Source organism: Mesorhizobium sp. M1A.F.Ca.ET.072.01.1.1 (assembly GCF_004023325.1).
In the GTDB taxonomy this organism is placed as follows: domain Bacteria; phylum Pseudomonadota; class Alphaproteobacteria; order Rhizobiales; family Rhizobiaceae; genus Mesorhizobium.
Window position 1 is genome coordinate 1 of the sequence record NZ_RZSF01000592.1, and the last position, 1,934, is coordinate 1,934.

Annotated in this window: 2 protein-coding genes and 1 pseudogene; 2 read left to right on the forward strand and 1 reads right to left on the reverse strand. The window is 65.9% G+C overall.

What is annotated here, in order from left to right; genetic code table 11:
- On the reverse strand, nt 1-389 hold a 389-nt coding region (locus EOA32_RS36665), incomplete at its 3' end, for a hypothetical protein (protein ID WP_128374267.1).
- A gap of 276 nt (nt 390-665) precedes the next feature.
- Between EOA32_RS36665 and EOA32_RS36670 the strand changes: the two genes are divergently transcribed.
- Both EOA32_RS36670 and EOA32_RS36675 read left to right on the forward strand, forming a co-directional pair.
- Nucleotides 666-1,628 carry an L-threonylcarbamoyladenylate synthase gene (locus EOA32_RS36670; protein WP_189407698.1) on the forward strand — a complete coding sequence of 321 codons (963 nt, stop codon included), beginning with the start codon at nt 666-668 and terminating at the stop codon, nt 1,626-1,628.
- Between the two features lie 78 nt (nt 1,629-1,706).
- Nucleotides 1,707-1,934, forward strand: a pseudogene (locus EOA32_RS36675) (FAD-binding oxidoreductase); the annotation flags it as partial.

The window sequence follows — 1,934 nt, forward strand, 5'->3', positions numbered from 1 at the left end:
GGGTTGTTCTCGGAAGCTTTGGTATCGCCGTTGGCGGCAGCCTGAGCCGTGCCGTTGGGGGGCGTGGCCGCAGCCGTTCCGTTGGGAGGCGTGGCGGCGGGCGCGGTGCCGTTTGCCGGTGTCGCGGCCTCTTTGGCCGGGGCAGTCGCCGCGGGCGTCGCCGAGGCGCCGCCGACGATGCCGCCGCGAATGATCGTCGGCGTTTGCGCGTGCCTCTGTCCGGATTTCTCCGGGATCGCGGCTACTTTCTCATCGGTGACGGCTGGCACCGGCTCGCCGAGCGCCACAACTGACGGTGTAGCCTTGCCGGGCTCGATCGCGGCCAGCCTGACAATGGATGGCGTCGAGGTCGCCGCGCCGAGCACGACGATGGACGAAGCCTGTGCCAAGCCGCTCGTCGCCAGAAGACCGATAACGACCGCTCCTAGAGCAATTCCAGGAAAGCGACGTAACAGCTTTCCGTTCGCAATTGCATCGAAGCAAGACATACGCATCACGACAACTCTCCGCCCACCAACCGGAAATCCGCACCCTAGCGTCGGCGAATTGATGCCGGCTTGCGCGGAAACTTAACATTTTAGGGATTGATAAATCGCCAATGCGCGCCCTTGCCCCTGCTGCCATGCCGTATTACGGGACCGGCATGTTCAGGATCGGTGGTGAATTTGGCTGAGATACTTGGCGTCGGCGAGGCGATGGAAAGGGCGCTGGCGCTGCTCGAAGGCGGCGATGTTGTCGCCATCCCGACCGAGACCGTTTACGGACTGGCAGGTGACGCCACGAATGGGGCTGCCGTGGCGCGTATCTTCGAGGCCAAGGGTCGCCCGCGCTTCAACCCGCTGATCGCCCACGTCGCCGACCTCGCCATGGCAAACCGCATTGCTACATTCGATCTATTGTCAACAAAGCTGGCGGAAGCTTTCTGGCCCGGTCCGCTGACGCTGGTGTTGCCGCAGCGCGCGGAAAACGGCATCCATCCGCTCGTCACAGCCGGGCTTGACACGATCGCGTTGCGCATGCCGAGAGGCTTCGGCGGCGAGCTGATCGCGAGATTGGGCCGGCCGCTCGCGGCGCCCAGCGCCAATTCCTCCGGCAGGATCAGCGCCACGACGGCCGAGGCCGTGGCGGCTGATCTCGGCGAGAAGATCAAGCTGGTGGTCGACGGCGGCGCGACGCCCGTCGGCCTGGAATCGACGATCGTCAAGATCGAAGACGGCAAGCTGCGTCTGCTACGACCCGGCGGCATTGCTGCCCGGGACATTGAAGCGGTCGCCGACGTTGAGGTGATCCGCGGCGCTGCCGGAATCCAGGCGCCCGGCATGCTCGCCTCGCATTACGCGCCGGGCGCATCGATGCGGCTCAATGTCGGCAAGCTCGCCAGCGGCGAGGCGCTGCTCGCCTTCGGCCGCGCTCGCGCTGAAGGCTGGCGGGATGCCGTGGCGCTGCGCAATCTTTCCGAGGCGGGCGATCTGCGGGAGGCCGCCGCCAATCTTTTCGCCTATATGCAGGCGCTCGACCGCAGCGGCGCGGCCACGATCGCCGTCGAGCCGGTCCCGGCCGACGGCTTGGGCGAGGCGATCAACGACCGGCTCGCGCGCGCCGCTGCCCCGCGCGACAAGATCGACTGACCTATCTCTTTGTTTTGACGCAATTCCGGACGGAAAACCGCTTCACACTTTTCCTGGAATTGCTCTAGGTTTGGGCGCATGAATGACCAGCCCTTCGACCTCGATCCTGCCCTCATCGAGCGCTTCGCTGCCATTGTCGGCGACAGATACGCGCTGCGCGATCAGGCTGACATCGCGCCCTACATCATCGAGCGGCGCGGCCTCTGGCATGGCCGGACACCGCTGGTGCTGAGGCCGGGCAGCGTCGAGGAAGTGAGCCGCATCATGCGGCTCGCGACCGAGACCGGAACGCCGGTCGTGCCGCAG